The organism is Campylobacteraceae bacterium, assembly GCA_013215945.1.
Taxonomy (GTDB): domain Bacteria; phylum Campylobacterota; class Campylobacteria; order Campylobacterales; family Arcobacteraceae; genus NORP36.
Genome location: JABSOM010000003.1, coordinates 187,781 through 212,324 on the forward strand (window position 1 = coordinate 187,781; position 24,544 = coordinate 212,324).

General features: G+C 29.9%; 35 protein-coding genes. 31 read left to right on the forward strand and 4 right to left on the reverse strand.

All coding sequences use genetic code 11. From position 1 onward, the window contains the following. Nucleotides 1–30 precede the first annotated feature (30 nt). Both HRT41_04505 and HRT41_04510 read right to left on the reverse strand, forming a co-directional pair. The gene (locus HRT41_04505) at nt 31–2,529 is read right to left on the reverse strand and encodes a transporter substrate-binding domain-containing protein (GenBank protein NQY23269.1); all 2,499 of its coding nucleotides are present in this window, start codon (nt 2,527–2,529) and stop codon (nt 31–33) included. Further along, nucleotides 2,526–3,725: a response regulator gene (locus HRT41_04510; protein NQY23270.1), complete on the reverse strand. Its 1,200-nt coding sequence runs from the start codon at nt 3,723–3,725 to the stop codon at nt 2,526–2,528. The genes HRT41_04505 and HRT41_04510 overlap by 4 nt, the downstream gene beginning before the upstream one ends. A gap of 186 nt (nt 3,726–3,911) precedes the next feature. On the opposite strand from HRT41_04510, the gene HRT41_04515 reads away from it, so the two are divergent. Beyond that, entirely contained in the window at nt 3,912–4,655 is a 744-nt protein-coding gene (locus HRT41_04515; GenBank protein NQY23271.1) for a response regulator transcription factor, read from the forward strand. Between the two features lie 43 nt (nt 4,656–4,698). On the opposite strand, the gene HRT41_04520 is transcribed toward HRT41_04515, so the two are convergent. Together HRT41_04520 and HRT41_04525 are read right to left on the reverse strand one after the other, a co-directional pair. Next, nucleotides 4,699–4,965 (reverse strand): hypothetical protein, encoded by a 267-nt coding sequence (locus tag HRT41_04520; GenBank protein NQY23272.1) that lies wholly within the window; start codon nt 4,963–4,965, stop codon nt 4,699–4,701. A gap of 9 nt (nt 4,966–4,974) precedes the next feature. Continuing rightward, a complete protein-coding gene (locus HRT41_04525; protein ID NQY23273.1) occupies nt 4,975–5,391 on the reverse strand; it encodes a hypothetical protein in 417 nt (138 codons plus the stop codon). A 367-nt stretch (nt 5,392–5,758) separates the two neighbouring features. Here HRT41_04525 and rpsJ point away from each other — a divergent pair, with 367 nt between their 5' ends. The 30 genes from rpsJ (at nt 5,759) to HRT41_04675 (ending at nt 24,390) form a co-directional block, all read left to right on the forward strand. Continuing rightward, on the forward strand, nt 5,759–6,073 hold the full coding sequence (rpsJ, locus tag HRT41_04530; protein NQY23274.1) for a 30S ribosomal protein S10: 315 nt from the start codon (nt 5,759–5,761) through the stop codon (nt 6,071–6,073). A gap of 13 nt (nt 6,074–6,086) precedes the next feature. Continuing rightward, entirely contained in the window at nt 6,087–6,665 is a 579-nt protein-coding gene (locus HRT41_04535) for a 50S ribosomal protein L3 (protein NQY23275.1), read from the forward strand. Beyond that, on the forward strand, nt 6,662–7,273 hold the full coding sequence (rplD, locus tag HRT41_04540; protein NQY23276.1) for a 50S ribosomal protein L4: 612 nt from the start codon (nt 6,662–6,664) through the stop codon (nt 7,271–7,273). The genes HRT41_04535 and rplD overlap by 4 nt, the downstream gene beginning before the upstream one ends. Nucleotide 7,274: 1 nt before the next feature. Continuing rightward, entirely contained in the window at nt 7,275–7,556 is a 282-nt protein-coding gene (locus HRT41_04545; protein NQY23277.1) for a 50S ribosomal protein L23, read from the forward strand. Nucleotides 7,557–7,566: 10 nt separating this feature from the next. After that, nucleotides 7,567–8,394, forward strand: a complete 828-nt coding sequence (gene rplB / locus HRT41_04550) for a 50S ribosomal protein L2 (GenBank protein NQY23278.1) — start codon at nt 7,567–7,569, stop codon at nt 8,392–8,394. Nucleotides 8,395–8,397: 3 nt separating this feature from the next. Further along, entirely contained in the window at nt 8,398–8,676 is a 279-nt protein-coding gene (gene rpsS, locus HRT41_04555) for a 30S ribosomal protein S19 (protein ID NQY23279.1), read from the forward strand. A gap of 1 nt (nt 8,677) precedes the next feature. Beyond that, complete coding sequence (gene rplV / locus HRT41_04560; GenBank protein NQY23280.1) at nt 8,678–9,082, forward strand: 50S ribosomal protein L22; 405 nt, start codon at nt 8,678–8,680, stop codon at nt 9,080–9,082. After that, the gene (rpsC, locus tag HRT41_04565) at nt 9,082–9,783 is read left to right on the forward strand and encodes a 30S ribosomal protein S3 (GenBank protein ID NQY23281.1); all 702 of its coding nucleotides are present in this window, start codon (nt 9,082–9,084) and stop codon (nt 9,781–9,783) included. The genes rplV and rpsC overlap by 1 nt, the downstream gene beginning before the upstream one ends. 2 nt (nt 9,784–9,785) lie before the next feature. After that, the gene (gene rplP, locus HRT41_04570; protein NQY23282.1) at nt 9,786–10,211 is read left to right on the forward strand and encodes a 50S ribosomal protein L16; all 426 of its coding nucleotides are present in this window, start codon (nt 9,786–9,788) and stop codon (nt 10,209–10,211) included. Further along, nucleotides 10,198–10,389 (forward strand): 50S ribosomal protein L29, encoded by a 192-nt coding sequence (gene rpmC / locus HRT41_04575; protein NQY23283.1) that lies wholly within the window; start codon nt 10,198–10,200, stop codon nt 10,387–10,389. The genes rplP and rpmC overlap by 14 nt, the downstream gene beginning before the upstream one ends. Nucleotides 10,390–10,400: 11 nt before the next feature. Then, entirely contained in the window at nt 10,401–10,652 is a 252-nt protein-coding gene (gene rpsQ / locus HRT41_04580) for a 30S ribosomal protein S17 (protein NQY23284.1), read from the forward strand. After that, nucleotides 10,652–11,020 (forward strand): 50S ribosomal protein L14, encoded by a 369-nt coding sequence (gene rplN / locus HRT41_04585; GenBank protein ID NQY23285.1) that lies wholly within the window; start codon nt 10,652–10,654, stop codon nt 11,018–11,020. Before rpsQ ends, rplN begins: the two co-directional genes overlap by 1 nt. Nucleotide 11,021: 1 nt before the next feature. Next, nucleotides 11,022–11,261: a 50S ribosomal protein L24 gene (locus tag HRT41_04590; GenBank protein ID NQY23286.1), complete on the forward strand. Its 240-nt coding sequence runs from the start codon at nt 11,022–11,024 to the stop codon at nt 11,259–11,261. Nucleotide 11,262: 1 nt separating this feature from the next. Next, entirely contained in the window at nt 11,263–11,811 is a 549-nt protein-coding gene (rplE, locus tag HRT41_04595) for a 50S ribosomal protein L5 (GenBank protein NQY23287.1), read from the forward strand. Nucleotide 11,812: 1 nt separating this feature from the next. Continuing rightward, nucleotides 11,813–11,998: a type Z 30S ribosomal protein S14 gene (locus HRT41_04600; GenBank protein ID NQY23288.1), complete on the forward strand. Its 186-nt coding sequence runs from the start codon at nt 11,813–11,815 to the stop codon at nt 11,996–11,998. Between the two features lie 12 nt (nt 11,999–12,010). After that, nucleotides 12,011–12,409 carry a 30S ribosomal protein S8 gene (gene rpsH / locus HRT41_04605; protein NQY23289.1) on the forward strand — a complete coding sequence of 133 codons (399 nt, stop codon included), beginning with the start codon at nt 12,011–12,013 and terminating at the stop codon, nt 12,407–12,409. Between the two features lie 9 nt (nt 12,410–12,418). Further along, a complete protein-coding gene (rplF, locus tag HRT41_04610) occupies nt 12,419–12,952 on the forward strand; it encodes a 50S ribosomal protein L6 (GenBank protein NQY23290.1) in 534 nt (177 codons plus the stop codon). A 9-nt stretch (nt 12,953–12,961) separates the two neighbouring features. Further along, nucleotides 12,962–13,321 carry a 50S ribosomal protein L18 gene (locus HRT41_04615; GenBank protein NQY23291.1) on the forward strand — a complete coding sequence of 120 codons (360 nt, stop codon included), beginning with the start codon at nt 12,962–12,964 and terminating at the stop codon, nt 13,319–13,321. Nucleotides 13,322–13,330: 9 nt separating this feature from the next. Then, on the forward strand, nt 13,331–13,771 hold the full coding sequence (gene rpsE / locus HRT41_04620) for a 30S ribosomal protein S5 (GenBank protein ID NQY23292.1): 441 nt from the start codon (nt 13,331–13,333) through the stop codon (nt 13,769–13,771). Between the two features lie 3 nt (nt 13,772–13,774). After that, a complete protein-coding gene (locus tag HRT41_04625) occupies nt 13,775–14,173 on the forward strand; it encodes a 50S ribosomal protein L15 (GenBank protein ID NQY23293.1) in 399 nt (132 codons plus the stop codon). 2 nt (nt 14,174–14,175) lie between these two features. Further along, the gene (secY, locus tag HRT41_04630; protein ID NQY23294.1) at nt 14,176–15,438 is read left to right on the forward strand and encodes a preprotein translocase subunit SecY; all 1,263 of its coding nucleotides are present in this window, start codon (nt 14,176–14,178) and stop codon (nt 15,436–15,438) included. A gap of 3 nt (nt 15,439–15,441) precedes the next feature. After that, a complete protein-coding gene (map, locus tag HRT41_04635) occupies nt 15,442–16,200 on the forward strand; it encodes a type I methionyl aminopeptidase (protein ID NQY23295.1) in 759 nt (252 codons plus the stop codon). Between the two features lie 11 nt (nt 16,201–16,211). Further along, the gene (gene infA, locus HRT41_04640; protein NQY23296.1) at nt 16,212–16,430 is read left to right on the forward strand and encodes a translation initiation factor IF-1; all 219 of its coding nucleotides are present in this window, start codon (nt 16,212–16,214) and stop codon (nt 16,428–16,430) included. A 101-nt stretch (nt 16,431–16,531) separates the two neighbouring features. Continuing rightward, on the forward strand, nt 16,532–17,785 hold the full coding sequence (locus tag HRT41_04645) for a diguanylate cyclase (protein NQY23297.1): 1,254 nt from the start codon (nt 16,532–16,534) through the stop codon (nt 17,783–17,785). A 57-nt stretch (nt 17,786–17,842) separates the two neighbouring features. After that, entirely contained in the window at nt 17,843–18,511 is a 669-nt protein-coding gene (locus HRT41_04650; GenBank protein NQY23298.1) for a uracil-DNA glycosylase, read from the forward strand. Continuing rightward, a complete protein-coding gene (locus HRT41_04655) occupies nt 18,508–19,641 on the forward strand; it encodes a hypothetical protein (protein NQY23299.1) in 1,134 nt (377 codons plus the stop codon). The genes HRT41_04650 and HRT41_04655 overlap by 4 nt, the downstream gene beginning before the upstream one ends. A gap of 86 nt (nt 19,642–19,727) precedes the next feature. After that, nucleotides 19,728–21,482 carry an aspartate--tRNA ligase gene (aspS, locus tag HRT41_04660; protein NQY23300.1) on the forward strand — a complete coding sequence of 585 codons (1,755 nt, stop codon included), beginning with the start codon at nt 19,728–19,730 and terminating at the stop codon, nt 21,480–21,482. A gap of 85 nt (nt 21,483–21,567) precedes the next feature. Further along, nucleotides 21,568–22,386 (forward strand): zinc ABC transporter substrate-binding protein, encoded by an 819-nt coding sequence (locus HRT41_04665; protein NQY23301.1) that lies wholly within the window; start codon nt 21,568–21,570, stop codon nt 22,384–22,386. A gap of 33 nt (nt 22,387–22,419) precedes the next feature. Next, nucleotides 22,420–23,712: an adenosylmethionine--8-amino-7-oxononanoate transaminase gene (locus HRT41_04670; GenBank protein ID NQY23302.1), complete on the forward strand. Its 1,293-nt coding sequence runs from the start codon at nt 22,420–22,422 to the stop codon at nt 23,710–23,712. Between the two features lie 93 nt (nt 23,713–23,805). Next, nucleotides 23,806–24,390, forward strand: a complete 585-nt coding sequence (locus tag HRT41_04675) for an adenylate kinase (protein ID NQY23303.1) — start codon at nt 23,806–23,808, stop codon at nt 24,388–24,390. The last annotated feature ends 154 nt before the right edge of the window (nt 24,391–24,544 follow it).

Consider the following 24,544-nt stretch of genomic DNA (forward strand, 5'->3'; position numbering starts at 1 on the left):
TTTTACGTTCCTTACCTGCACCCATGTTTTTTAATTTTTATTAATAGGAATATAAATAGAAAACTCCACTCCATTTTTTATATTTTGTACACTTAATTTTCCATGCATATTTTGTTCAATAATCATTTTACTCATATATAAACCTAGGCCTGTCCCATTATAACTCTCTTTAGTGCTAAAATAGGGTTCAAATATTCTATCAAGAATCTCTTCTTCAATGCCACCTGCATTATCGCTTATAAAAATTTGCACACTGTTATCTTTTATTTTTGTGTTGATATTAATGTTTGGCTTATTAATTTTTGTTTCAAGAAAAGCATCTTTTGAGTTCGTTATTATGTTTAATAATACTTGTGAGAGTTCACTCTCAAAACCATATATTAATATATCTTGGGAATCTGTATTATTTATTTTAATACTGTTACTTTTAAAACTGTCATCAATTAGAAAAATGGTTTGTTTAATGGCTGTTTGTATTGAAAATTCTACTTTTTCTTTATTGGGTTGAAAAAAGTTTCTAAAATCATCAATTGTTTTTGACATTTTACCTGTAAGGGCATTACTTAATAAGAGTTGTTTGTCCAAATATTCTTTATTCAATTTATTCAAAGAATACCTCAAATGAACATTTTGAAACAGCGTGCTCAAAGCACTTAATGGCTGTCTCCATTGATGAGCAATCATGCTAATCATTTCTCCCATTTCTGCTAATTTTGACTGTTGGATAAGAAGTTGTTCTTGTTTTTTTCTAGTATTAATCTCTTCTTTGATTCTTGCATCCAGAGTATTATTCAAGTCTTCAAGTTCTAAGGTTTTTAATTTTAGTTTTTTATTGCTGAGCTTTAATTCTTTGGTTCTTAACTCAACTTTTCGTTCCAAGGTATTATTAAGAACTTCAATTTCTTCTTTTACTTTTGTTAATTTATTAATATATTTTCTTTGCATAATATAGGTATAGGTAATCAGCAACCAAATAAAAACAAAAAAAGCAAGGATTTTCCAAAAGAGCTTATAATCAAAACCTTGTTCATATTTAATTGAGACCCAATTATTTATAATTTTTTGTCTGGTTTCATCACTAATAGAATCAATTACTTTTTCAAAGATATTAAACAGTATTAGATCATCATTTCTAACCCCTATTGATAACTTCCAGCTCTCATCAAATTTGCCTGATATCTGTAAACTTCCAAAAAAATCTTTTTGAAAAGCATAAGCCACGTTAAGGTGGGTAGATACTTGTCCAAAAAGTTCTCCTTTTTCAACTTTTTGCAAACCTGTATGTAAATGCTCTACATCAACAATATTCATTTCTGGGTATAAACGTCTTAATTTTTCATTGTAAGCAAAATCTTTTTGAACTCCAATTTTTTTATGTTTTAATGCTCTTAAATCACTGATAAACGTTATATTCTTTTTAGTAACTAAAACCAAAGGTGCGGTAATATAAGCTTTTGTAAAGTTCATATATTCTTGTCGGTTTTTTGTAACCATAGCTAAAGAAAGAATATCACAGGTTTTATTTTTCATATATTCTAAAGATTGTGTCCAGTTTTTTGTTTCAATGAGTTTTATAGGTATACCAATTCTTTTTTCAAAAATCTTCATATAATCAGCCACCATTCCAATATGCTTGTGATTAAGTATTTTTTCATAAGGCATCCAATCTGGATCGGCACACATATTTATACGTTTCTTGTTTTGTAAGTGTAATAACTCTTTATTATTAAGCTTCAAAGGTAAATTGGCTAAATCTCTTAAAAACCATTTATCAAAAAGTTCTTTTTTCTCTTTTACAGTAAGGGAGTTAAGACCTTTTTCCAAAATTGTGTGCAAGATTGGGTTGTTTTTATTGGTAAAAAAATATAAGTTTGAAGGTTCAAAAATAATCAAAGGCATGGCTTTTAATCCAATAATAAGATTGTCTTCTAAGTAGGTTTGAATAATAATGGGAGAGGCCATAATAGCATTTACTTTTCCTTCCAAAAGAAGTTGTACCGAATCTTGCATATTTTTTGTTTGAATGATTTTAAAAGATGCATTGTTACTGTTTTTTTTAAGAATTTTTCCTTCTTCTTGTATTATGGCTACTTTTTTATCTTTTAGATCATCAATTGATTGAATGTCATTTTCTTCTTTTTTTACAAAAAGAATCTTTTTTATTTGTAAAAGTGGGGAAGAATATAAACCAAAACTACTTTTTAATTTTGCCTGACTAATGAGAGGAATAACATCTATTTTACCTGTTTTGAAATTTGAGAATAGTGTACCTTGATGTACTACAAGTGTTTTTGTTTTTATATTATATTTATTGATTATAAGCTGTAAGATATCACTTGCAAAACCATCTCGGTCTTTGTCTTTGTTAATATACGTTAAGGGGTATAAGTCAGTAACTCCCACTTTTACTTCATTGTTTTCTATCCATTTACGTTCCTGTTTATTTAATGTTGAAGAAAAAAGCAAGGTATTTAAAAAGAAAAAAATTATAATAAAATATTTTAAAAATGTAGGGTAGGTCATTTTCATAGGTGTATCTTTTTAGATAAGAGGATAGAAAAACAGACACCTTCTCGTATGTTTTTTACAGACAACTTTCCTTGATGATGTTTTTCAATAATTATTTTTGACATATAAAGGCCTATTCCTGTTCCATTTTTTTCTTTTTTGGTTGAAAAGTAGGGTTCAAAGATTTTATCTATTATTTTTTCATCAATAGCGCTGCCATTGTCATAGATATCTATTTGCACAGCATCTTTTATATCTTTTGTACTAATTTCAAGGATTGAATTATTATTTTCTTTTTCTAAGAGTTTTTCTTGTGCATTTTTAAGAATGTTTAGCAAAACGTGAATAATTTCATTTTCACAGATATTTAGTTTATGTTTACTTTTTAAATCAAGTAACACTTTTATATTATTGGTTTGTAAATCTTTTTGCATTATTTTTAAACAATTTTGAATGGCATCATCGATTGTTTTATTGAGAATTTTTTTATCGGATTTATGGAAATTTCTAAAATCATCTATAGTGGTAGTTAGGTTTTGTACGTAGAATTCTATTTCACCAAGTTTATGTTTAAAAAAAGAAGCTTGCTCTTTTCTTCCTTTTTTTGTTTCCAAATTAAAAGCTTCGCTTAGTGTTTTGTATTTTAAATTAAAAGCGGCTGTTCCAATTGAAGCTAAAGGTTGTCTCCATTGGTGGGCTATCATATTAATCATTTCTCCCATTGCTGCAAACCTAGACTGTGTCACCATAATTTGCTGAGTTTCTTTATTTTTTTGAACTTCAATGTTAAGCTTTTTGTTTTTCTCAAGTAACTGTTCTTTTAATATCTTAGGCTCTATGGCTTTAAGTAGTGTTTCTTCTAATTTATAGATATCAATAGGTTTTAATACGTAAGAGCTAATACCTAAGTCAATAGCTTGCATTAATAAGCTTGTTTCTTGATGGGCAGTTGTAATAACTACAGGAATGGATGTATCAATTTCTCTAATTTTTTGAACCATTATAATACCACTCATTTTGGGCATCTTAATGTCTGTTAAAATAAGGTCTATTTTTGTTTTAAAATTTTTAAATAAAGATAAACCTTCTTGGCCATTTTTTGCACAAATAACATGTATTCCAAAAAGATTTAGACTTTCTGTAATTCCATTTTGAATGGAGGCTTCATCTTCTGCATAAAGAATAGTTATATTTTTTAGAAGGTCTTTATTTATCATAAATATATTTCCCTTTACAGAAATGATTTTTTGATAAATAGTAGCATAAAACGAATCATATACTATATAACTTTAGGTAAATAGAAACACTAAGAAGTTAAACCTTAGGATATTTAATGACACCTTGTCATCTTGAAATTAATCTAAGAAATAAAATGTTAACATATTTGCAAGAAAAGGATTTTGATGGATTATGCTTTACTTAAAAAATATACTAAAGATATAAAAGTACTTTTTGTTGAAGATGATAGAGATTTTAGAAAAGAGTTTACGGAACTGCTTTTGAATATCTTTCCACATGTTACTACAGCTATTGATGGATTAGACGGGTGTGATAAATATAAACAGTATCATGAACGTACAGATAATTATTACGATTTAGTTATTTCAGATATAAAAATGCCTAACTGTGATGGAATAGAATTTGTAGATGCTATGTATAAAATCAATAAAGAACAAATAGTGGTTATTTTATCTGCACGAAATGAATTTACGTATTTATTGCCTCTTATTAATCTAGGTATACAGCATTTTTTTACAAAACCCATTGATTACTCTAGTTTCTTAGATGATATCTTAATAATAAGTCACAAAATCTATTATAATAATTTAGATGTAGATATTAGTATTATAAAAATCACGGATGCCTTAATATGGAATAAAGAGCAAAAAAAGTTATCAAATAATAATACAATAATACATCTGACTAAAAAAGAAATCATTTTAGTAGATACCATTTTAAATAATAATGGGAGAATATATACGGCAAATGAACTTATCTCAAGAATTTGGGCTGAAGATATGAACGTTAATGCGGATATCAAGAATCTAAAAAATGTCATATCTCGTTTACGAAATAAGGTTCCAGAATTAGATATTAAAAATATTTATGGAATGGGTTATAAAGCAGCGTTGCCAATCCTTCTTTAATTAGAAGGATTAATCATACTTAAAAAGTAAGAAGTATTATTTTCTAGTGGTTTTTACTTTCTTCCATTAGTTTTAAAATATTATCATGAACTTCACTTGCTTCTTCATCGGTGATTTTATTATCTTCAATAGCTAAAAGTATACTTTCTAATTCTTCTAAGAGACCATACATCTCCTCTAATGCTTTTAAATCATCTTCGCTGTCTTCTTCATCTTTTACTAAAGTATTTAACTCTTTAATATAACCTTGGATTTCTGGTACCATCATTTCTTTAATTGCTGTTTGTAATTTTTCTTTTATTTCACTCATTTTATTTCCTTAAAATACGAAAGATATATCTAGTATATTTAAATTATAGATATTTATTTTAACATCTTTAGAATCCAGAATACTGTACTCCAATGTATAGTCGTTTGGGTTTTTTATTTCTTTATTGTTTTTTACAAAATTACTGTATTTATCAAAATCAATTATTGCATATATAAATAAGGCTTTATTTTTAAAACTCTCATTATTAATATATTTTTCATAAACCATAGAATTTGCACTTTCATCGTATTTATCGTAAAAATTCTTTTTATATAAAGCTTCAAGCTCTTCATGTTTATCAAATGTTTTTGTATTATATAAAAAATACTCTTTTTTTAATAAACTCTCTAATGCTTTGGATATTTTAAAATAAGAATACTTTTTATATCCTTGTTCATTTGATAGTTCCTGTTTTTTTTCAATCATGTACTTCCTTCTAATTCTTAGAATATTAAAAATATTCTTTAAAATCAATAAATATACGGATATAAAAAGAATTTTAATGCATTTATTTACTGAAATTTTTTTTACATTCCTTCTAATAAGGATGAAAAGTGAATTATTTCATCTATTCACCTAGTATTCACGTCTCCTAAATCAATTTAATCACAACTGTGAATAAGTTTTCTAAAAAAGCAATACCTATCCTTATTAAAAGGAAGTAAAATGGTACTATCTTTTAGACAAAGCCCATAACTCTTGACATTAGACCCAAAATAAGTTATAATCCGCGTCCATAAAATGTGGTTAGGGTGCGTTTACGTAGATCTAACGAGTTCTTTAAAGGAAAAAAATGGAAAAAATTAGATTAAAGCTTAAAGCTTATGATCATAGAGTTTTAGATAGAAGTGTTGCTTCAATTGTAGAAGCTGTTAAAAGAACTGGTGCTGAGTTGAGAGGTCCTATACCTTTACCAACAAAGATCAGAAGATATACTGTTATCAAAGGTCCTCACGTTAATAAGAGTTCAAGAGAGCAATTCGAAATTAGAATTCACTCAAGAATGATTGATATCGTTTCTGCGACTCCAGATACAGTAGATTCACTAATGAAATTAGACCTAGCTCCTGAAGTAGATGTTGAAGTTAGATCTATGGGTCAAGAATAGGAAAGGGTAAAATATGGAATTTATAGTACAGAAAATCGGTATGAGTAGAACTGTTACAGTTCCTGCTGTTCCTGTTACACTTTTAAGAGTTCTTGATACAAAAGTGTGTGCAGTTCTAGAAAACGGTGACGCAATCGTTGCATATGCAAACGGTAAAAAATTCAATAAAGCTATTGAAGGTCAACAAAAAAAATACAACTTATCAAAAGAGTTCAATAGATTTGCAACAATCGCTGTAGCAAATACTGAAGCTGGAGACCAAGATGTATCTGTTTTAAATGATGCTAAGTTATTAAGATCTACTTTTATTTCTAAAGGTAGAGGTTTTGCTGGTGTTGTTAAAAGATGGAACTTTGCAGGTGGTCGTGCATCTCACGGTCATAGAATGGGTCGAACGACTGGTTCTATTGGTAATGCTGAGTGGCCAGGTAGAGTTATGCGTGGTAAAAAAATGCCAGGTCATTATGGTCATTGTACTGTATCTGTTAGAAATGATGTTGTTTCATTTGATGCAGAAACTGGTATCTTAGTTGTTAAAGGTTCTATTTCTGGACCAAACGGCGGATTAGGTAAAGTAAAGGTTGCTAAATGAGTAAAGCATTAATTTTAAACGACAAATTTGAAAACGCTGGTGATATTACATTACCTGCTAAATATGCAGAGATTAACTCTCATAACTTATACCTTTATGTTAAGTCTTATTTAGCTTCTTGTAGAGCTAATACTGCTAGAGCAAAAGGTAGATCAGAAGTTCGTGGTGGTGGTAGAAAACCTAAAGCACAAAAAGGTTCTGGTGGAGCTAGATGGGGATCATTAAGATCACCTTTATTCGTTGGAGGGGGACAAGCATTTGGACCTCAAAAAAGAAACTATGTTCAAAAAGTTAATAAAAAACAAAAAGTCTTGGCTTTAAGTTTTGCATTAAATGCACAAGGGCAAAATGGTTCTTTATTTACTGTTGATTCAATTAAACTTGAGTCTGGTAAAACTAAAGATGCTGTTGCAGTAATGGCTAAATTAAACCAAAGAGACGTATTAATCGTTGTTGATTCAATTGACGAAAATACTTATTTAGCGTTTAGAAACATTAAGAATTGTTATATGATAGAAAAACAAGAAGTTAACGCTTATTTGATTTCTGCATATCACTCAGTACTAATTGAAAAATCAGTGCTTGAAGCATTAACAAAAGAGGCGTAAGATGGCTGATATTACAGATATTAAAGCAATATTATATACAGAGAAAACAATTGAATTACAAGAAAGTGGTGTAATCGTTGTTCAAACTAGTCCTAGAATGACTAAGAATGGTTTAAAAGAAGTGTTTAGAGAGTACTTTGGTGTAACACCTACAAAAGTTAACTCTTTAAGACAAAAAGGTAAAGTTAAAAGATTTAAAGGGAAACTAGGATCACGTCCAGATTTCAAGAAATTCTATGTAACACTACCAGAGGGCGCTGAAATAGCGAACCTTTCAGCTTAAGGGATTATGAATGGCAATTAAAAAATTTAGACCAATAACACCTTCAAGAAGATTTATGACTGTAATGGATACTTCTGATATTACTTCTAAACCAACGGTTAGATCTTTACTTAAAAGAGTAAAAGCTCATGCTGGTAGAAATAGTAACGGTAGAATCACTTCTAGACATAAACAAGCAGGTGCTAAAAAACTATACAGAATTATTGATTTCAAAAGATCTAAGTTTGGTGTAGAGGGAACTGTTTCAACTATTGAATATGACCCATACAGAAACTGTAGAATTTGTTTAATTACTTATGCTGATGGAGATAAGAGATACATCTTACAACCTTCAGGTTTATCTGTTGGAACTAAAATCATGGCTCAAGAGTCTGGTTTAGATATTCTTCCTGGTAATGCAATGAGATTAACTAGTATCCCTGTTGGTACTATGGTTCATAATATTGAAATGAAACCTGGTAAAGGTGGGCAAATTGCTCGTTCTGCTGGTGGATATGCTCAAATTATGGGTAGAGAAGACAAGTATGTTATCTTAAGATTACCTTCTGGTGAGATGAGAAAAATTCTTGGTGTTTGTATTGCTACTATTGGTATTGTTGGAAATGAAGATTATTCTAACATGGTAATTGGTAAAGCTGGACGTTCTCGACACTTAGGAAAAAGACCTCAAACAAGAGGATCTGCGATGAACCCGATTGATCACCCTCATGGTGGTGGTGAAGGTAAGACAAACTCTGGACGACATCCTGTTACTCCATGGGGTATGCCAACTAAAGGTTATAAAACTAGAAAGAAAAAAGCTAGTGATAAACTAATCATTTCAAGAAAGAAGAAGTAAACTATGGCTAGATCAATAAAAAAAGGTCCATTTGTAGACGCTCACCTAATCAAAAAAGTTATGAAAGCTATTGAATCAGGTGATAAGAAACCAATTAAAACTTGGTCAAGAAGATCTATGGTATTACCAGACATGATCGGACTAACTTTTACAGTTCACAATGGAAGAAATTTCGTACCTGTTAACGTGACAGAAAATCATGTTGGATATAAATTAGGTGAATTTGCACCAACTAGAACATTTAAGGGCCATAAAGGTTCTGTTCAGAAGAAGGTAGGTTAATATGAGTATATTACAACACAAAAAAGCAAAAAAATTAACTAAAACTGAAAGAAAAGCTGCTGGTATCAATAAAAGCCACACAGCTACGTTAAAGTTTATCAGAATTGCACCTCTTAAAGCTAGATTAATAGCAAGAGAAGTTCAAGGTATGAATTGTGAATTTGCAATTGCATCATTACAATTTACTCCTAATAAAGCTGCTGGAATCATTTCTAAAGTTATCGCATCTGCTGTTGCAAATGCTGGTTTAGAACCTGAAGACGCAATTGTAGTTTCTGCTAGAGTTGATAGAGCTCCTGTTCTTAAGAGATTTACTCCAAGAGCTAGAGGTAGTGCTTCTCCAAAGCATAAACCAACTGCGCATATCTTTATTGAAGTTGCTGCAGCACCAAAAGGAGACAAGTAATGGGTCAAAAAGTTAATCCAATAGGTTTAAGACTTGGTATTAATAGAAACTGGGATTCTAGATGGTTTCCTTCATTCAAAAAAATGCCTGCTAATGTTTCTGAAGATGACAAAATTAGAAAATTCATTAAAAAAGAATTATACTATGCTGGAATCGCTCAAACAATAATTGAGAGAACTGCTAAAAAAGTTAGAGTTACAATCGTTGCTGCTAGACCTGGTATTGTTATTGGGAAAAAAGGTGCGGATGTTGAAAAACTTAAAGCTAAATTAGCTTCACTTACTGGTAAAGAAATTGCTGTAAATATTAAAGAAGAAAGAAAACCTCAATTATCTGGTCAACTTTCTGCTGAAAATGTTGCACAACAATTAGAAAGACGAGTTGCATTTAGAAGAGCTATGAAAAGAGTTATGCAAAATGCAATCAAATCTGGAGCTAAGGGTATTAAAGTACAAGTAGCTGGTAGACTTGGTGGAGCTGAAATGGCTAGAACTGAATGGTATTTAGAGGGAAGAGTTCCTTTACATACTTTAAGAGCTAGAATTGATTATGGTTTTGCTGAAGGTCACACTACTTATGGTTGTGTTGGTATTAAAGTTTGGATTTTCAAAGGTGAGGTTCTTGCAAAAGGCGTTCCTGTTGAAAAAGCTGAAGATACTTCTAAACCAAAAAGAAGACCACAGAAGAGAAGAGGTAACTAATTATGTTAATGCCTAAAAGAACTAAATTTAGAAAAATGATGAAGGGACGAAATCGTGGTAAAGCGACAAGAGGTTTCTCTTTAGCATACGGTGATATCGGACTTAAAGCTACTGAACATGGTAGAATTGATTCTAGACAAATTGAAGCTGCTAGGGTTTCTATGACTAGAAAAGTAAAAAGACAAGCTAAAGTTTGGATTATGGTATTCCCTGACAAACCTTTAACTGCTAAACCCTTAGAAACACGAATGGGTAAAGGTAAAGGTGCTGTTGATAAATGGGTTATGAATATCAAGCCTGGTCGAATTCTTTTTGAGATGGCTGGTGTAAGTGATGAGTTAGCAAGAGAAGCTTTAACTTTAGCTAGACACAAGTTACCATTCAAAAGTAAAATAATTACAAGAGATAGTGAAAATGATTTATTCTGATTTAAAAGAAAAAAGTTTAGAAGAACTAAACGGGTTATTAAAAGAAAATAAGGTGCTTCTTTTTGAATTAAAAGCTAAGCTAAAAACTATGCAGTTAACGAATACTTCTGAATTAAAAGTAGCTAAAAAAGATTTAGCTAGAATTCAAACAGCAATCACTGCAGTAAAAGCTAACTAAGGATCTATGATATGGCAATTAAAAAAGAGATTCAAGGTATAGTGGTAAAAATTTCTGGAGACAAAACTGCATCTGTATTAGTTACTAGATCTGTTATGCATCCTAAATATCACAAAACTGTGAAAAGATTTAAGAAATATTTAATTCATGATGAAAAAAATGAATTAGCTTTAGGTGATTCTGTTACTGCATTAGAATGTAGACCATTATCTAAAAGTAAATCTTATAGATTAAATACTATCCTTAAAAGAGGAGTTAAGTAATGATTCAAAGTTTTACAAGACTAAACGTAGCTGACAACTCTGGTGCAAAAGAAATTATGTGTATCAAAGTTCTTGGTGGATCTAAAAGAAGATATGCTTCTGTTGGTGATGTTATTGTTGCATCAGTTAAAAAAGCTATCCCTAATGGAAAAGTAAAAAAAGGTCAAGTTGTTAAAGCTGTAGTTGTTAGAACTCATAAAGAGATTCAAAGAGAAAATGGTTCTTTAATCAGATTCGATGACAACGCTGGTGTTATTCTTGATGCAAAAAGAGAACCAATTGGAACAAGAATTTTTGGACCAGTTGCTAGAGAAGTTAGATACAAAAACTTCATGAAGATTGTTTCACTTGCTCCGGAGGTACTATAGTATGGCGAATAAATTAAAAATCAAAAAAGGTGATATTGTAAAAATTATCGCTGGTGATGATAAAGGTAAAACAGGAGAAGTTTTAGTTTCTATGCCTGCATCTAGACAAGTAATTGTTAAAGATTGTAAAGTAGCTAAAAAAACTGTTAAACCTGATCAAGACAAAAACCCTAACGGTGGATTTGTTAACAAAGAGATGCCTATTGATATCTCTAATGTTGTAAAAGTAGAGGGTGAATAAGATGGCATCTAGATTATTAGAAAGATATAAATCAGAGATAAAAGCTGTTTTAGAAACTGAATTTCCTAAGAATAAAACGTTAACTGCGAAAGTAGAAAAAGTTGTAATTTCTGTGGGTGCTGGTGAAGCAATGAAAGATTCTAAATTAATGCAAAATATTCAAGATACTATCTCTTTAATTGCTGGTCAAAAAGCAGTTAAAGTTATTGCTAAAAAATCAGTTGCTGGTTTTAAAGTAAGAGAAGGTTATCCTGTAGGAATTAAAGTTACTTTAAGAGGCGAACAAATGTACGCATTCTTAGACAAACTTTGTTCTGTTGCATTACCAAGAGTTAAGGATTTTAGAGGTCTTAATAGAAATGGTTTTGATGGTTATGGTAACTTCAACTTTGGATTAGAAGAACAATTAATGTTCCCAGAAGTTGTTTATGATGATATTATTAAAACACATGGTATGAATATTGCTATTGCAACTTCTGCTGATAACGATGCGGAAGCATTCAGATTATTAGAATTAGTTGGTGTACCATTTAGTAAAGGAAGAGCGTAGTATGGCAAAAAAATCTATGATCGCTAAACAACAGAGAACTCCTAAGTTCGCTGTTAGAGCATACACAAGATGTTCAGTTTGTGGTAGACCACATTCAGTATACAGAGATTTCGGTCTTTGCAGAATTTGTTTAAGAAAAATGGCTAACGAGGGTTTATTACCTGGTGTTAGAAAAGCTAGTTGGTAAGGAAATAAAGCTATGATGAATGATATGATCGCAGATGCTTTAACTAGACTAAGAAATGCAGCATTGAGAAAGTTAGAAGTAACAACTCTTTTGCATTCTGGTACAGTTGTAGGCGTTTTAACAGTGTTAGAAAGTAAAGAGTATATAACTTCTTTTAAAGTTATTGATGGTGAAAACAACAAAAAAACAATTAAAGTAACTCTTAAGTACGATGATAATGAGAAATCAGTTATCAACGAAATCAAAAGAGTTTCTAAACCTGGAAGAAGAGTTTATAAGTCATCTTCTGAGTTAAAACATTTTAAAAACGGATACGGTACAATCATTGTTTCTACAAACAAGGGTGTTATTGCTAACGACGAAGCTTTTGCTTCTAAAGTTGGTGGTGAAGTACTGTGTACAGTTTGGTAGGGGTAGAATATGTCAAGAATTGGTAAAAAAACTATCGCTATTCCTGCAGGAATTGAAGTTTCTGTAGAGGGTTCTATTATTTCTGTAAAAAAAGGAAATAAAGTATCAACAGTAGAAACTCATAACAGAGTTACTGTAGTTATTGAAAATAATGAAGTGAACTTAGGAAAAGTTGGAGAAGAAAAAGAATCTTCTGCTTTCTGGGGAACATACAGAGCATTATTAAACAACGCAATCACTGGATTAGACAAAGGTTTTCAAAAATCTTTAGAAATCAACGGTGTTGGGTACAGAGCTGCTGTTAAAGGTAAAGTATTAGAATTACAATTAGGATATTCTCATCCTATTAATTATGATATTCCAGAGGGATTAGATATTTCTGTTGAGAAAAATTTAATCCATGTTAAGGGTGCTGACAAACAACTAGTTGGTCAAGCTGCTGCAATTATTAGAGGCTACCGAAAACCAGAACCGTATAAAGGTAAAGGTGTTAAGTATACTGACGAGGTTATCGTTAGAAAAGCCGGAAAAACTGCGAAGTAAGGGTAAATAATGAGTAGAGCAAAAGACATAGCAAAAAAGAATTCGTTAAGATTAAGAAGAAAAAGAAGAGTTAGAGGTAATATCTCTGGTTCAGCTGTACTTCCTAGACTTACAATTTTTAAATCGAATAAATATTTAAGTGCACAAGCTGTTGATGATGTTAATGGAGTTACTTTAGCTTCAATTCATTCAAAAACGTTAAACTTAAGTGTTAATAAAGAAAATGCAGTTAAAGTTGGAGCAGAATTTGCTAAAACATTAAAAGCTGCTAAGATTGATACAGTTGTATTTGATAGAAACGGTTACCTTTATCACGGTGTAGTAGCAGCTTTTGCTGACGCACTAAGAGATAATGGTATCAAAATTTAAGGGTTGATGATGGCAATTAATAAAGATGATTTCGAAGAAGCAATTGTTAATATTGGTAGAGTTACAAAAGTTGTAAAGGGTGGTAGACGTTTTAGATTTACTGCTTTAGTTGTTGTTGGTGACAAAAAAGGTACTATTGGTTTTGGAACTGGTAAAGCGAAAGAAGTTCCTGATGCTATTAAAAAAGCATTAGATGACGCTTTCAAAAGCCTTGTTAAAATATCTTTAAAAGGTACAACTATTGCACACGATATTGAGCATAAATACAATGCTTCAAGAATTTTATTAAAACCTGCATCTGCGGGAACTGGACTAATAGCAGGTGGTGCTACTAGACCTGTTCTTGAGCTTGCTGGAATTAAAGATATTATCGCAAAATCTTTAGGTTCAAATAATCCTAACAACCTTGTACAAGCTACTGTTGAAGCATTAGCAAGAATCAAAGGATAGATGATGGCATTAAATAATTTACAACCAGCTGCTGGTAGTACTAAAAATACTAAACGAGTAGGTAGAGGTCAAGGTTCGGGAACGGGTAAGACAGCTGCAAGAGGAAATAAAGGTCAAAAAGCTAGATCTGGATATTCAATTAAGAGACATTTTGAAGGTGGTCAAATGCCTCTTCAAAAAAGACTTCCTAAAGTTGGATTCTTTTCTAGAGTAAGTAAACCTTATTCAATCAACGTTGAAAAAGTAACTCAAGTTGCAAACTTGAGTGAAATTACAATGGAAACAATTAAAGCTGTGTACAAGTTGTCTAAATCTGTAACAAAAGTTAAATTGGTTGGAGCATCTGCAAAAGATTTAGCTTCAAAAATTAAAGACGATAACGTTACAACAACTGGTAAATAGTTATGAATAAAGATCTAATAAATAAGATTCTTATTACATTAGGTTTCATTCTTCTCTACAGGTTACTGGCATATGTGCCAGTTCCTGGAGTTAATATTGACGTAGTAAAAGAGTTTTTTGATGCAAATTCAAACAACGCTTTAGGATTAGTTAATATGTTCAGTGGTAATGCAGTAGAGAGATTAAGTATTATTTCACTTGGTATTATGCCTTATATTACAGCCTCAATTATTATGGAACTTTTAAGTGCTACCTTTCCTGCTTTAGGAAAAATGAAAAAAGAACGTGATGGTATGCAAAAATATATGCAAATCATTCGATATACAACTATTGTAATTACGTTAATTCAATCTATTGGTGTATCAATGGGTTTAAATTCATTAACAGGTTCAGCAGGTCAAAGTGCAATCTCAATTGATATGGATACTTTTATTGCAGTTTCTGCAATTTCAATGTTAACTGGAACTATGCTTCTTATGTGGATTGGTGAACAAATCACACAAAAAGGTATTGGTAATGGTATTTCATTAATCATCTTCGCAGGTATTGTTTCTGCAATTCCTTCTGCTATTGGTGGTACAATTGATTTAGTAAATAATGGTCAAATGAACTTTTTAACAGTTCTTGCAATTGTTGTTATAATTTTAGCTACTGTTGGAGTTATTATTTATGTTGAACTAGGTGAAAGAAGAGTACCTGTTTCTTATTCTAGAAAAGTTATGATGGCAAGTCAAAACAAGCGAATAATGAACTATATTCCAATTAAAGTAAACTTAGCAGGTGTTATTCCCGCAATTTTTGCTTCAGCTATTTTAATGTTCCCTGCAACTATTTTGCAAGGAAGCCAAAATGAAACATTACTGATAATCGCTGATTATTTAAGTCCTGCTTCATATACTTTTAATTTATTTATGTTTTTGTTTGTTGTATTTTTTGCATTCTTTTATGCATCAATTACTTTCAATGCAAAAGATATTGCTGACAATTTAAAAAAACAAGGTGGGTTTATCCCAGGCGTTCGTCCTGGAACATCAACTGCAGAATTTTTAAATGATGTAGCTGGAAGATTAACTGTTTGGGGAGCTGTGTATTTAGGATTAATTTCTACACTTCCTTGGTTGATTGTTAAAGCTATGGGAGTACCATTCTATTTTGGTGGTGTTGCCGTTCTTATTGTTGTACAAGTTGCAATTGATACAATGAGAAAAATCGAAGCTCAACAGTATTCAAATAAATATGAAACACTAAGTGCGGTTGGACTATAAATTATGTCAATAATTTTAAGAAAACCACATGAAATTGAAAAACTACGCACAGCCTCTCGGGCTGTTGCGCAGACTCTAGAATATCTATCTTCAAATGTAAAAGCTGGTATGACCTTAAAAGAAATTGATGCTATGGGTGATAAATTCTTAGCTGATCGTGGGATTCGTCCTTCTTTTAAAGGTTTATACGGTTTTCCTGCTGCTGTTTGTACCTCACTTAATGAAGTTATAATACACGGTATTCCTAGTGATACTGTTGTTAAAGAAGGGGATATCCTTGGACTTGACATTGGAACTGAAATTGATGGATGGTATGGAGATGCAGCTATTACTATGCCTATTGGAAAAATATCAAAAGAAGATGAAGCCTTGATTGCTTGTTCAAAAGATGCTTTGTATCACGCTATTGATATTATTCGAGATGGAATGAGATTTAAAGAGTTATCTAAAGCAATAGAAGATTTTATTGTAGGTAGAGGTTATATTCCTTTAGTGCGTTTTTGCGGACATGGTATTGGAAAACAACCTCATACTGATCCAGAGATTCCTAATTATTTAGAATCAGGATCTGCAAAATCAGGACCTAAAATAAAAAATGGTATGGTTTTTTGTTTAGAACCAATGATCTGTCAAAAAGAAAATGAACCTGTTATTTTAGATAATGACTGGGATGTTGTCTCAAGCGATGGTCTTAGAGGTTCACATTATGAACATACAGTTGCTGTTATTAACGGTAGAGCTGAAATCTTAAGTAAAGTCTAAAAGGAAAAAATGTGTCAAAAGATGATGTTATAGTAATAGATGGTAAAGTAATTGAGGCCTTACCTAATGCAATGTTTAAAGTTGAATTAGATAATTCTCACGTAGTATTATGTCATATCTCAGGAAAAATGAGAATGCATTATATTAAAATTTTGCCAGCTGATAAAGTTAAAGTAGAAATTACACCTTATTCATTGGATAAGGGTAGAATTACTCACAGATATAAATAAATAAAAGGAAGGAAACTTCCTTTTATTTCTCTAAAAATCATTAGAAAAAATCTTTTATGATATAATACAAACAAATTATTATTATTAAATGAAAGACTAAAATGAATGATATTGTACCTATTATCAAAAATACCCTAGAAGTACTAAAAAGCAATAAAACACCAGTAACTCCAAAAGCTTATGAAAAAGAATTTTTTGCACAAGCACATATTAATGGTGGAGCAGATGAGCTTACAACAATAAATACAATTTTAACATCTCTAAGTGCTGATGAAAAAAATATTGTACGAAAAGAAAAAATCACTACTTATTATGAATTAGTCGAATTATTATTAAAAAGGATATCTTCAAATGATATCTCAAGATTTTTAAAACATCTTAAACTTATTATGAGTCCTTCTTTAGACAATTCTCTTCTTGATGAAATAGAAAGTATTGTAAATAAAATATCAAAAAACCCTAAAAAATTAACACAAAACGCTTCCATTAATGAATTAAACATTTTAAGTAAAAAAAGAATTCGTTTGGATAAAAATATTTTAAGCACTAAAACACAAGATATTAAAAAGATATTGGCTTTAATTGGAGTATATTTAAACAAATCATTAATTCAAAGTCGTGATACAAATGAAGAAATTTACCGTATTAAGAACGAATTAGTGAGTTTAGACTTGTCCTTCGAATCAAGTAGAGAATTGGTTTCAATTCATTCTAAGTTGGTTCAAACGGTTAGTAATTTAGAAAATTCACTTGCTAAAAATCAAATTGATTTAATTAAGGGTCAGGAAAATCACAGTGTTTTAGAAGAAAAGATTAAAAAACTAGAAGATGATTTATCTACTTTAAACAAAGAAAGATTTACGGATTTTTTAACTGGCGTTTTAAACAGACGTGCTTTTGAAAATGAAATTATAAAGATTGAAAATGAATACAATATTTTTGATTCTCAATATGCTATTGTATTCTATGATTTAGATCATTTTAAGAGTATCAATGACAAATATGGACATGACTGTGGGGATACCATCTTAAAGAATTTTGCTTCTTTATTGAATAAACTTACACGGGTTGATGATGTTGTAACACGTTATGGGGGAGAAGAATTTGTCGTTTTGGTGCATTATAAAAAAGAAGAAGAAATTATCAAGTATGTCAAAAGAGTTAAAAATATTATTTCTAATAATTCTTTTGTATATAAAGATGATTTGATTAAAGTAAAATTTTCAGCCGGAGTTACTTTTAGAAAAGACTATGAATCCTCAGAAGAAACTATAATGGCTGCGGATAAATTTTTATACAAAGCAAAAGAATCAGGACGTGATAAAATCGTTATGTCTAGTGGAACTATTGACTAATTAAAAAAAGCCCTTTTTTCTATCCAAGATAAAAGGGCTTTTTTTGTACAATCACACATGACAAAAAGAAATAAGAATAATATTTTATATAAGCTAAATTTTTTAAAATCACTTGGTTTTGAATATTGTGAAAATATTAACTTATCCATAAATTTAGAAAATACACAAAAACTTCCAAATAATTTAAATGAATTGAAAAATATTGTTGATAACTGCCATTTATGTTCCCTTTCTAAGAGCAGAAAAAATGTTTTATTTGGTATTGGTAATATTAACAGTGATGTTGTTTTTTTATACGATGAACCCAATTCTTTTGAAGATTCACATGGAGAATATTATTGGGGCAAAAACTCTGAACTTTTAGCTAAAATGATAGAAAGTGTTTTAGAAGTTAAAAAAGAAGAGGTATATTTAAGTGCAATTGTTAAATGTAAATCATCTAAAGGAAATATTACCTGTGATGATGTTTCTTCATGTAGCTCTTATTTACATAAACAATTGAGTATATTAAAACCTAAAATATTAGTTCTTTTGGGAGAAAATGCCCACAAACATTTATTTAATGATAATGAGAATTTTGATGAAATACGAGGAGTTTTTTTAAAATACAATGGAATTGATACTATGTGTACCTATCATCCAAGTTATTTATTACGAAATCCATCTTTAAAAAAAGAAGCATACCATGATATGTTAAAAATTAAAAAACTAATGGAGAAATTTTGAAAAATATAGTTATATTTATACTAAGTATTTTTATTTTTGTTGGCTGTTCTGTAAAACAAGAAATAATTGTAAAAGAAAAAGATTCAAGAATTGATCTTAAAAATAATGATGAAGTTAAGGTGCAAAAAGCCAAAGAAGTTAAAAAAGATGAACTCTTAAAAGCAAGTTCAATTGGTTTGTTAGATATACAAAAACTTTTTGAAAATGAAAATAAATCGTATAAAGTTGCTATTGTTTATCCTTCCCGCATTGTTGGTAAATATGCTAAAAAGTCTGTTGATACGGTTATGGGTTATTTTTTATTTAGAAATTTAAATGTAAATATTACTACTTTTGATTCTTTTAATATTGATGAAGATAGTGTTAGGCGTGTTTTTAATGAAATGGCGGAAAAGGACTTTGATGCAATAATTGCTTTATATCCCAAATCTGCCATGGAAATAATCTCTGGAATAAACAGCATAAGTACTAAAAAAATATATTTTCCTTTGGTTTTAAAAGAAGAAGTAATAGAAAAAAATAATTCTTTTATATACGGGGCTATTTCATATAAAGATCAAGTTTTGCTTTTACAAAAGTTATCAAATGATGCAAATATTACTTTTTATGAGAACTCATTTATAGGAAATAAACTTAATAAAATCTACAATGAAAATGTTTTTTCCATTTTATCTACAAAAGTAATTAAAAGAAATCAAAATAACTTCAAAAGAATTGTAAAAGATAAAAAAATCAACAGTTCAACGCTGATGTTAAACACTCCTATTATCAAAACATCAATTATTTTATCTCAGTTACGGGTCTATGATATTGTTCCTTCTGTTATTTTATCTACACAATTAAATTACAATCCTCTTATTATTTCTTTAACACAATTTGAAGACAGATTAAATTTCATTACAGCAAATTCAATTGAAAATGTTGATGCAAAACTAGAAGATACCTTGAGTTTATTAGATATTGATATACGATACAATTGGGTTAATTATTCAATTCTTGTAGGTATTAATTATTTATATGATCAAAATGCAAGGAATATCATTACTAATTCTGTAGTAAATAATGAAGTTATTTATACGCCTAAGTTTTACAGAGCAACGGTATATGGATATGAACTCTTAGAAAAGTAGTTTTTGGCTTTAAGTAAAAATTCGATATAATCGCGACTAATTATATTAATAGGTAGTCTAAAAGAGATGCCTTAGGGAGCGATTAATTGAGAACACATTATTGTACAGAAGTTAGTGAAAAAAACATTGGTGAAACTGTTACTGTTGCAGGTTGGGTAAACAGTAGACGTGATCACGGTGGTATTATATTTATAGATTTAAGAGATAAGGGCGGTTTGGTTCAATTGGTTGCAGATCCTTCTTTATTAAGTGATGCTGAAACAGTTAGAGATGAATATGTATTAATTTGTACTGGTCTTGTTAGAGCACGTGGAGAAGGACTTGAAAATCCTAATTTAAAAACAGGTAAGATTGAAATTGTTTTAGAAAAACTTGTTATCGAAAATAAATCTAAACCTATGCCTTTTGATATTAATGACGATAAAGTAAATGATGAAATCAAACTAAGAAACAGATTCTTAGAACTGCGATCAACTAAATCATACAATATCTTTAAACTTCGTTCAACTGCTGCAATGCAAGCTCGAAATACGCTTGATGAATTGGGATTCTTAGATGTTGAAACACCTATTTTAACCAAATCAACTCCTGAAGGAGCTAGAGATTATTTAGTGCCTTCTCGTGTTCATCCAGGTGAATTTTACGCCCTTCCACAAAGTCCTCAATTATTCAAACAATTATTAATGGTATCTGGTTTTGATAAATATTTCCAAATTGCTAAATGTTTTAGAGATGAAGATTTAAGAGCAGACAGACAACCTGAATTTACTCAAATAGATGTTGAAATGAGTTTTTGTACTCAAGAAGATGTAATAGAAGTAGCTGAAAAATTAATTTATGATGTATTTACAAAATGTGGGAAAAATGTACCTTCTACATTTAAAAGAATGACATATAACGATGCTATGGAAAACTATGGTTCTGATAAACCAGATATGAGATTTGACTTATCTATGGTTGATGTGATTGATATTTTTGCAAACTCAACAAATGAAATCTTTGCAGGAATTGCAAAAGATTCTAAAAATAACAGAATCAAAGCTTTACGCGTTCCAAAGGGAGATACTTTATTTTCTAAGAGACAAATGAAAGGTTTTGAAGAATATGTTAGAAAATTTGGAGCTAAGGGTTTAGGTTATTTTCAAATGAAAGAAGATGGTCTTAAAGGTCCTTTAACTAAATTCTTTTCTGAAGCTGATTTAGAAGCTATTATAAGTACAACTAAACTTGAAGTGGGAGATGTTGTATTCTTTGGAGCAGGGGATAAAAAAACGGTATGGGATTATATGGGTCGATTTAGATTGTATTTAGCGTCTATGATTGATGGTATGATTGATAAAGATGCTTTTGAATTTTTATGGGTAGTTGATTTTCCTATGTTTGAAACAATTGATGGAAGAACAAAAGCCTTACACCATCCTTTTACTATGCCTAAGAACCCAAGTGATCTGGATAATGATGATTTAGAATCTGTTGAATCTATTGCTTATGATATTGTGCTTAATGGTACAGAATTAGGTGGAGGTTCTATTAGAATTCATAAAGAAGATATTCAAGCTAAAGTATTTAAAGTAATGGGAATTTCTGATGAAGAAGCAAATGAAAAATTTGGTTTCTTGTTAGATGCTCTTAAATATGGAGCACCATCACATGGTGGATTTGCTTTAGGACTTGATAGGTTAATCATGCTTTTAGCAGGTACTGATTCTATAAGAGATGTTATTGCTTTTCCTAAAACACAAAAAGCGCAATGTTTATTAACACAAGCTCCAAGTCCTGTTGACAATGAGCAGTTAAAAGAACTTTCATTAAGAATTAAAAAAGAAGATAAATCTATTTAATTTTGATTTAATTATTATACGGCAGTTAATCTAAGTGCTGTATAATAATATACTATATATTACTTACTAGTTTTGAGGAGATTTAATGTTAATTAAAATATTTATTTGTTTTTTTTTACTTGTTAATACTCTTTATTCTTACCAAAAAACAACGGTAGTTGTTACTCTTGAACCGTATAAATATTTGGTTGAAAAAATTGGTAAAGGAAAAGTAAGAGTAAAATCTTTATATAAAAACTCAAAAATAATCAATAATCACTCCCAATTTGAATTAAGAAAACTCTCTAAAAGTACTGTGTATATGACCTCTCAATTAAATAATGAAAACAACTTTATTGATATATTTAAGAAGTATAATAAAAATATTAGAATAGTCGATATTTCTTTAAATATAAAAAGGTTGCCCTTAACTTCTAAGAAGAATAATCCCTATATTTGGCTGGACCCATTAAATTTAATAAGTATTTCGCATAATATTTTAAAAGAATTAATAAGAATTGATAAAAGAAATGAAAAATATTATGTAAATAACTACATTTCATTAATTGAAGAAATTGATTCTTTATTTATTCGCATTAGAAAACTCTACGATGCAAGTGAAAAAGACAATGCTTATGTTTTTGAACCTAAATGGGATTATTTTGCAAGAAGATATAATTTTTCTGTTTTTCTTATCAAAGAAGAAATTATAAAAGCGCATGAGCTTTCTAAATTTTCTGCTTTTACTAAAGAAAACTATATTGCAAAAACACTTACTGCTCCCAATATTGACTATGATGTGCTTCGTTCTGTCGCAAATACCAGTGATACTACAATAATAGAACATGACATTTATAAATACGGGGTACTTGCTAATATTTATAACTTAGGTTTTATTCTTTTTACAAAAAATAAAATAAAATAAACTACAAACGCATATAAATACAAAAGGTTAATAATGAATAATGCATCTCTAATGAAAGAAGACTTAAAACATATTTTTCACCCTTGTTCTCAAATGAAAGATTATGAAACACTTCCTTTAATTCCTATAAAAAAAGCAAAAGCTTCTTATATTGAAGATTTTGAAGGTAACAGATATTTAGATTGTATCTCTTCTTGGTGGGTGAATTTATTTGGTCATAGCAATGATTACATTAATCAAAAAATTAATGAACAATTACAAGACTTAGAGCATGTTATTTTTGCTGGTTTTACTCATAAACCTGCTATTGATTTAGCAAGAAGAATAATAGCTTTAACACCAGAACCTCTGCAAAAAGTTTTTTTTGCGGATAATGGTTCTTCTGCAATTGAAATTGCTTTAAAAATGTCTTTTCAATACTTTAAAAATAAAGGAGAATCAAGACCCTTATTTGTATCTTTGAGTAACTCTTATCATGGAGAAACTATGGGGGCTTTAGCAGTTAGCGATTCGGGTTTGTATAAAGATATTTATGAAGACATACTAATTAAAACCTTGCATGCTAAATCTCCTGCAATATTTGATGAAGATGAAGCTATTGCTGATATGATAAAAGTTCTAGAAGATAATAAAGGAAAAGTAAATTCTGTTGTAATTGAACCCTTAGTACAATGTGCTGGTTCTATGAAAATGTATGATGCTACTTATATTACACGTTTACGTAAAATCTGCGATGATTATGGGGTATTTTTAATAGCCGATGAGATTGCTGTTGGTTTTGGGCGAACAGGAACGTTATTTGCTATTGAGCAAGCCAATATTAGTCCTGATTTTTTATGTACGTCTAAAGGTTTAACAGGTGGTTATTTACCCTTATCTTTGGTTTTATTTACAAATGATATCTATGATGCTTTTTACTGCGATTACAACGAAGGAAAATCTTTTTTAGATTCTCATTCTTATACGGGTAATGCTCTTGCTTGTGCTGTTGCTAATGCTGTTTTAGATATTTTTGAAAAAGACAATGTTATTGAAAAAAATCTTGAAAAAATAGATTTTATAAAAAATGAAACGCAAAAATTTAAAAAACTAAAAAATGTTACAGAAGTAAGACAAAGAGGTATGATTTGTGCCATAGAGTTAGAAGAATTTGAAAATGGTAAAAGAATTAATTTAGATATTTTTCAAGCGGCTTTAAAAGAAGGTGTTTATATTAGACCCTTAGGGAATGTCGTTTATTTTATGCCACCTTATTGTTTTACAAAAGAGGAGCTTAAAAAAATGATTGATACTACTTATAAAATTGTAAGTGATTTAAATAAATAAAAAATCGAATCTTAAAGCATAAGTTGCTTTTAGATATAATGCAAAAACATAATTTATAATTAATATTAAATAAAATTTATAGGGGAAACATTTATGAAAAAACTTTTTTTAATTATTGGAGCACCAGGTTCTGGTAAAACTACGGATGCGGAATTAATTGCAGCAAAACACGAGAACATTACACATTATTCAACAGGTGATATGTTTAGAGCAGAAGTTGCAAGTGGAAGTGAACGAGGAGCTTTAATTGACTCTTTCGTATCTAAAGGTAATTTAGTACCCATTGAAATCGTAATTGAAACAATTGTAACAGCTATTAAAAATGCACCAACACCTCTTGTTGTAATTGATGGTTATCCTAGATCAGCAGAGCAAATGACTGAGCTTGACACATACTTAAATACTGAAAAAGAAGTAGAATTAGTAAGTGTTATTGAAGTTCAAGTATCTAAAGAAGTGGCGTGTCAAAGAGTACTTGGACGAGCTGCAGATGCAGAAGTGGTAAGAGAAGATGATAATGTTGAAGTTTTTAATAATAGAATGAAATTATTTACTGATCCTTTAGCTGATATTCAAGCATTTTATGTAAACAAAGATTTGTTAAAACAAATTGATGGTGAGAGAACTATTGAAGTAATAGTTGATGAAATGGATGCTTTTATTCAATCAAAAATCTAAAAAATAATAATTACTAAAAAGGCTATTTCACGTGAAATAGCCTTTTTTTATGCTTTTTTTTTGAATAACCTAAAAAATAATTGTTTTTAATCAAGGTAAATTTTACTAAATTTATATAAAATTTTCTCACTAAAATTAATAAGTGCAAAAGGAG

Bases quoted from the DNA above. Each gene is read 5' to 3' on its own strand.
- HRT41_04535 (NQY23275.1), top strand. From the start codon at position 6,087: ATGGAATTTATAGTACAGAAAATCGGTATGAGTAGAACTGTTACAGTT.
- rplD (NQY23276.1), top strand. From the start codon at position 6,662: ATGAGTAAAGCATTAATTTTAAACGACAAATTTGAAAACGCTGGTGAT.
- HRT41_04615 (NQY23291.1), top strand. From the start codon at position 12,962: ATGAGTAGAGCAAAAGACATAGCAAAAAAGAATTCGTTAAGATTAAGA.
- rpsC (NQY23281.1), top strand. From the start codon at position 9,082: ATGGGTCAAAAAGTTAATCCAATAGGTTTAAGACTTGGTATTAATAGA.
- HRT41_04665 (NQY23301.1), top strand. From the start codon at position 21,568: ATGTTAATTAAAATATTTATTTGTTTTTTTTTACTTGTTAATACTCTT.
- rpsE (NQY23292.1), top strand. From the start codon at position 13,331: ATGGCAATTAATAAAGATGATTTCGAAGAAGCAATTGTTAATATTGGT.
- HRT41_04600 (NQY23288.1), top strand. From the start codon at position 11,813: ATGGCAAAAAAATCTATGATCGCTAAACAACAGAGAACTCCTAAGTTC.
- rplE (NQY23287.1), top strand. From the start codon at position 11,263: ATGGCATCTAGATTATTAGAAAGATATAAATCAGAGATAAAAGCTGTT.
- rpsJ (NQY23274.1), top strand. From the start codon at position 5,759: ATGGAAAAAATTAGATTAAAGCTTAAAGCTTATGATCATAGAGTTTTA.
- rpsS (NQY23279.1), top strand. From the start codon at position 8,398: ATGGCTAGATCAATAAAAAAAGGTCCATTTGTAGACGCTCACCTAATC.
- rplV (NQY23280.1), top strand. From the start codon at position 8,678: ATGAGTATATTACAACACAAAAAAGCAAAAAAATTAACTAAAACTGAA.
- rplP (NQY23282.1), top strand. From the start codon at position 9,786: ATGTTAATGCCTAAAAGAACTAAATTTAGAAAAATGATGAAGGGACGA.
- rplF (NQY23290.1), top strand. From the start codon at position 12,419: ATGTCAAGAATTGGTAAAAAAACTATCGCTATTCCTGCAGGAATTGAA.
- HRT41_04590 (NQY23286.1), top strand. From the start codon at position 11,022: ATGGCGAATAAATTAAAAATCAAAAAAGGTGATATTGTAAAAATTATC.
- HRT41_04650 (NQY23298.1), top strand. From the start codon at position 17,843: ATGACAAAAAGAAATAAGAATAATATTTTATATAAGCTAAATTTTTTA.
- secY (NQY23294.1), top strand. From the start codon at position 14,176: ATGAATAAAGATCTAATAAATAAGATTCTTATTACATTAGGTTTCATT.
- HRT41_04515 (NQY23271.1), top strand. From the start codon at position 3,912: ATGGATTATGCTTTACTTAAAAAATATACTAAAGATATAAAAGTACTT.
- rplB (NQY23278.1), top strand. From the start codon at position 7,567: ATGGCAATTAAAAAATTTAGACCAATAACACCTTCAAGAAGATTTATG.
- HRT41_04625 (NQY23293.1), top strand. From the start codon at position 13,775: ATGGCATTAAATAATTTACAACCAGCTGCTGGTAGTACTAAAAATACT.
- HRT41_04675 (NQY23303.1), top strand. From the start codon at position 23,806: ATGAAAAAACTTTTTTTAATTATTGGAGCACCAGGTTCTGGTAAAACT.
- HRT41_04505 (NQY23269.1), bottom strand. From the start codon at position 2,529: ATGAAAATGACCTACCCTACATTTTTAAAATATTTTATTATAATTTTT.
- rpmC (NQY23283.1), top strand. From the start codon at position 10,198: ATGATTTATTCTGATTTAAAAGAAAAAAGTTTAGAAGAACTAAACGGG.
- HRT41_04520 (NQY23272.1), bottom strand. From the start codon at position 4,965: ATGAGTGAAATAAAAGAAAAATTACAAACAGCAATTAAAGAAATGATG.
- HRT41_04510 (NQY23270.1), bottom strand. From the start codon at position 3,725: ATGATAAATAAAGACCTTCTAAAAAATATAACTATTCTTTATGCAGAA.
- map (NQY23295.1), top strand. From the start codon at position 15,442: ATGTCAATAATTTTAAGAAAACCACATGAAATTGAAAAACTACGCACA.
- HRT41_04525 (NQY23273.1), bottom strand. From the start codon at position 5,391: ATGATTGAAAAAAAACAGGAACTATCAAATGAACAAGGATATAAAAAG.
- rplN (NQY23285.1), top strand. From the start codon at position 10,652: ATGATTCAAAGTTTTACAAGACTAAACGTAGCTGACAACTCTGGTGCA.
- HRT41_04645 (NQY23297.1), top strand. From the start codon at position 16,532: ATGAATGATATTGTACCTATTATCAAAAATACCCTAGAAGTACTAAAA.
- rpsQ (NQY23284.1), top strand. From the start codon at position 10,401: ATGGCAATTAAAAAAGAGATTCAAGGTATAGTGGTAAAAATTTCTGGA.
- HRT41_04545 (NQY23277.1), top strand. From the start codon at position 7,275: ATGGCTGATATTACAGATATTAAAGCAATATTATATACAGAGAAAACA.
- rpsH (NQY23289.1), top strand. From the start codon at position 12,011: ATGATGAATGATATGATCGCAGATGCTTTAACTAGACTAAGAAATGCA.
- HRT41_04670 (NQY23302.1), top strand. From the start codon at position 22,420: ATGAATAATGCATCTCTAATGAAAGAAGACTTAAAACATATTTTTCAC.